Raw genomic sequence first — 4,663 nt, 5'->3', positions numbered from 1 at the left:
GAAGAGTGCATGCCTCGGGTGTGCGGATCGTCCTGTTGGTCTGCGGTAATCCGTGCGACCTTGATGGTGAAGATGGGTCGCGCCGGGCGGTCCGAGGCGGCCCTGGCCTAGGTGTCCTGCGGACGCGGTTTGGTGGTGGCGCGGTGGTAGCGGCCGGCGAGCGTACGCACGAGTTCGACGAGTTCCGCGGGTTCCGTCACGGTGAAGTCGACGCCGAGCAGGCCGAGGTGGACGGCGAGCGCCTCGATGCTGTCCGCGCCGGTGTCCAGCAGACAGTGGGTGTCGTCGACCGGGGTGATGGTGCCGATGGCGGCGTTGATTTGCTCGATGAGCTGTTCGGCCGGTGCGTGCACGACGACCTGGGCTCGGTACCGCCAGGCGGCCGACGACACGCCCCGGCGTACCTGGTCGACGGCTTCCTCGGGGAGATCGCGGGGGATGAATCGGGGGCCCGTCGGGGTGCGTGGGCGGAGCCGGTCCACCCGGAACGTTCGCCAGTCAGCCCGCTCGACGTCGAACCCGACGAGGTACCACCGGCGTCCCCAGTTGACCAGCCGGTACGGTTCCACCTCGCGCCGGCTCTCGGAGCCGTCGTGGCTTCGGTAGTCGAATCGCAGGCGCTCGTGGTCCCGGCAGGCGGCGGCGAGGGCGCTCAGCGTGTCGGCGTCCACCCGCGGGCCCAGGTCGTCCCGCGGCACCGCTACGGCGTACTGCTTGAGGGCGTCGACGCGACGCCGGAGGCGGGCTGGCAGCACCTGCTCCAGCTTGGCCAGTGCGCGCAGCGAGGTTTCCTCGACCCCGGTGATGGTGCCCCCGGCGGCGGTGCGGAGCCCGATCGCCACCGCGACCGCCTCCTCGTCGTCGAGCAACAGGGGCGGCAATGCGGCGCCGGCGCCGAGTCGTAGCCGCCTACCGCGCCTCGGGTGCCGTGCACCGGGTAGCCGAGGTTTCGCAGGCGTTCCACGTCGTTGCGGACGGTGCGGGTGCTGACCGCCAGCCGCTCGGCCAGTTCGGCGCCGGTCCACTCGCGGGGCGTCTGGAGTAGCGAGAGCAGGCGCAGCAGCCGCGCCGAGGTTTCCAACATTCTTCGGAGTCTGCCAGTTCATTAGGAACGGACCTTGCCTAAACGGATCGTACGCTGATGACCATGACGAACGACAGCACGATCGCCCCGTTCCGGATCGACATCCCCCAGTCCGAGCTCGACGATCTCCAGCAGCGGCTGGCCCGGACCCGATGGGCGGAGGAACTGCCCGCGGACGAGTCGGCGCCGGCCGGCCCGGTGCCGCCCGGTTGGGAGTACGGCGTACCGGTGGGCTACGTCAAGCAGCTGGTCGAGCGGTGGCGCACCGGGTACGACTGGCGGGCCTGGGAGGCGAAGCTGAATGCGTACCCGCAGTTCACTACTGAGATCGACGGCCAGAACGTCCACTTCCTGCACGTGCGGTCGTCGGAGCCGGACGCGACGCCGCTGATCCTGACCCACGGCTGGCCGACCTCGGTGGTCGAGTGGCTGGGCGTGATCGGCCCACTCACCGACCCGCGGGCCCACGGCGGCGACCCGGCGGACGCGTTCCACCTCGTCATTCCGTCGGTGCCGGGCTTCGGCTTCTCCGGGCCGACCCGGGAGCGCGGCTGGAACCGGTACCGGGTGGCCCGGGCCTGGGCCGAGCTGATGCGCCGGCTCGGGTACGACCGGTACGGCGCGGTCGGCAACGACGGCGGATCGCTGATCTCGCCCGAGGTGGGCCGGGTCGACCCCGAGCACGTCTGCGGCGTGCACGTGACGCAGGTCTTCTCATTCCCGTCGGGCGACCGTGCCGAGCTGGCCGGCCTGTCCGAGGAGGAGCGCGGCAAGCTCGCGTTCGCCGAGTGGTTCACCCAGAACCGGGGCGCGTACGACAAGCTCCAGTCCACCGAGCCGCAGAATCTGGCGCACGCCCTAGCCGACTCCCCGGCCGGTCTGCTGGGCTGGCACGCGCAGCTGCTCGGCGCTTCACTCGACCCGGACTATGTGCTCACCAACGTGATGATCTACTGGCTGACCAACACGGGCGCCTCAGCCGCCCGGTTCTACTACGAGGACGCGGCGGCGGCCCCCGTACAACAGAAGTCGAACGGCCGGGGCACGTCCGTGCCCAAGCCGACCACCGTGCCCCTCGGCCTGGCCAATTTCGCCTGGGACTTCCAGTCCATCCGGACGTTCGCCGACCGCGACCACAAGAACATCCTCTCCTGGAACGTCTACGACCGGGGCAGCCACTTCGCCGCCCACGACGCGCCCGATCTGCTCGTCGACGACATCCGGCAGTTCTTCCGCAAGGTTCGCTAATCCGCCGCCGGTTGTCGGCGGACCCCATCAGATCCCCATGTTTTCGCACGAAGGGAAACCCTCATGTATCTCGTCATCGGTGCCACGGCTCACTTCGGACGTCAGGCGGTAGAGGAGCTGGTCGCCGCGGGTGCGCCGGTGCGGGCGCTGACCCGTACCCCGGAGCAGGCCGGGCTCCCGGCGGAGGTCGACGTCGTCCGGGGCGATCTGACCAAGCCCGAGACGCTGCCGGCGGCGCTGGCCGGCGTCGAGGCCGCCTTCCTGGTTCTGCAGTACGGGATGGATGTCGCTCCGCTGCTGGCGGCCGCGGGCCAGGCCGGGGTGCGTCGGCTGGTGTTCCTGTCCTCGGGGGCGGTCGTCCGGGGCGCCGAGCGGCAGCCCGACGTGATCGCCCAGTACCACCGCGATGTCGAGCAGGCCATCGAGGCGTCCGGGATCGAGTGGACGTTCCTGCGGCTGCTGTTCCCCGCCATCAACTCGTTGACGTTCGCGATGCAGCTCCAAGGCGGTGACGTCATTCGCTCGCCGTACGCCGAAGCGGCCTTCAGCGCCGTGCACGAGCGGGACGTCGCCGAGGTGGCCGCGCGAATCCTGATCGGCGGCGGGCACGCGGGGCGGGCCTACGATTTGACCGGCCCCGAGTCGCTGACCCAGGCACAACAGGTCCGCATCCTCGGCGAGACGCTGGGGCGCCCGCTCACCGTCGAGGACCTCGACCCGGAGCCCGTGCTGCAGCAGATGAGCCAGTTCATGGACCCCGAGTTCCTGGCGGCGCTGTTCGATCTCATGGCGCAGGCGGTCGGCAAGCCCGCGCCGGTCAACGACGTCATCGAGCAGATCACCGGGCACCCCGCCCGCACCTACGCCGAGTGGGCCGCAGATCACCGGGCCGACTTCGGCGGCTGATCAACGAGGCAGGGGCGGCATCCGCCGCCCCTGCCGTCTGGACGGAAAGGACGGCACGGTGGCACAGGTGCTGGGACGACGGGAGTTGGGGCGCGCCCTGCTGGCCCGTCAGATGCTGCTGGAACGGGCCGACGCGACCGCCGAGGAGGCGGTCACCCGGCTGGTCGGCATGCAGGCGCAGGCGCCGTACGCGCCCTACTTCGGGCTCTGGAGCAGATTGCGGAAGTTCGGCACCGCCGACCTGGCGGACGCGCTGACCGAGCGCCGCCTGGTGCGGGTCGCGCTGATGCGCAGCACCGTCCACCTGGTCACCACGGCGGACTACCGGTCGTTGCGGCCATGGGCGCAGCCCGCGCTCGACCGTGAGCTGGACACCGCGTTCAAGACGATCCTGACCGGTCTGGACCGTGCGACCGTGGCGGAGTCCGGCCGGGCACTGCTCGGCGCACGACACCTCACCCCCAAGGAGCTCGGGGCGGCGCTGCACCAGCGGTGGCCCGATCGCGAGCCCCGCGCGCTCGCCACCGTAGTGCGGAACCTGGTGCCGCTAGTCCAGGTGCCGCCACGCGCCATCTGGGGCGTCGGCGGCACCACCCGGTACGCGACGGCGGCCGGCTGGACCGGAGCCGAGCCCGCCCCCGCCGCCGACTCCGAACACATCGTGCTGCGCTACCTCGCCGCGTTCGGCCCGGCCTCGGTCACCGACGTGCAGACGTGGGCCGGCCGAACCCGGCTGCGTCTCGTCCTGGAGAGGCTGCGGCCGCGGCTGGCGGTCTTCCGTGACGAGCACGGGGTGGAGCTGTTCGACCTGCCTGATGCGCCACGCCCCGATGCCGACGCCTGCGCTCCGGTTCGCTTCTTGCCCGAATACGACAACCTCCTGGCCTCCCACTCCGACCGCACCCGCGTGATCTCAGAGGAGGCCCGCAAACGGGTCATGACGCGCAACGGGATGCGCGCCACCTTCCTGGTGGACGGGCAGGTGACGGGCGCCTGGAAGCTCCATCCGGGCAAGGCGTCAGCGACTCTGGAGATCGACCCGTTCCGGCCCCTGACCGCCACCGAGCGCGCCGAGATCGAGACCGAAGGCGCCCGACTGCTGGAGTTCGCCGCGCCCGGCGCCGCCCACGACCTCCGCGACGGCACGGCCCCGTCCGTCGGCTCCGAGGACAAGGTGACCGGCGAGGAAACCGATCAGCACTGATCAAGCCGTGCTCATGCGCGCCTTCCACCGACGCCCGCTCATAGCCGAGCGGGTGTGCGCCGCCGGCACCTTCCTCACCGTCCGTACGTCCGTCGCAGTCTCCCGCTGGTACGTATGGACACACGCCCTGCCGACGCGCCGACGTCTCGGGTCGCCAAAGGTCACTGCTCCCGTGCAAGTCGAAGCGGACCGCACCGCTCCTGCCCCTGAACGCGCCGGTG

General features: G+C 71.0%; 3 protein-coding genes and 1 pseudogene. 3 read left to right on the top strand and 1 reads right to left on the bottom strand.

Going from position 1 to position 4,663, the window contains the following annotated elements; genetic code table 11:
• Positions 1-107 precede the first annotated feature (107 nt).
• Positions 108-1,084 (bottom strand): annotated as a pseudogene (locus ONA70_RS34900) (helix-turn-helix transcriptional regulator).
• Positions 1,085-1,147: 63 nt separating this feature from the next.
• Here ONA70_RS34900 and ONA70_RS34895 point away from each other — a divergent pair.
• The 3 genes from ONA70_RS34895 to ONA70_RS34885 all read left to right on the top strand — a co-directional run bounded on the left by ONA70_RS34895 (position 1,148) and on the right by ONA70_RS34885 (position 4,442).
• A complete protein-coding gene (locus tag ONA70_RS34895; protein ID WP_265010750.1) occupies positions 1,148-2,332 on the top strand; it encodes an epoxide hydrolase family protein in 1,185 nt (394 codons plus the stop codon).
• Positions 2,333-2,395: 63 nt separating this feature from the next.
• The gene (locus tag ONA70_RS34890) at positions 2,396-3,238 is read left to right on the top strand and encodes an NAD(P)H-binding protein (RefSeq protein ID WP_265010749.1); all 843 of its coding nucleotides are present in this window, start codon (positions 2,396-2,398) and stop codon (positions 3,236-3,238) included.
• A gap of 58 nt (positions 3,239-3,296) precedes the next feature.
• On the top strand, positions 3,297-4,442 hold the full coding sequence (locus ONA70_RS34885; RefSeq protein ID WP_265010748.1) for a winged helix DNA-binding domain-containing protein: 1,146 nt from the start codon (positions 3,297-3,299) through the stop codon (positions 4,440-4,442).
• Positions 4,443-4,663 lie beyond the last annotated feature (221 nt).

Source organism: Micromonospora yasonensis, from assembly GCF_026013475.1.
Classification (GTDB): domain Bacteria; phylum Actinomycetota; class Actinomycetes; order Mycobacteriales; family Micromonosporaceae; genus Micromonospora; species Micromonospora yasonensis.
The sequence above is the reverse complement of the archived record's forward strand: the minus strand, read 5'-3'. Positions and strand labels throughout refer to the sequence as shown.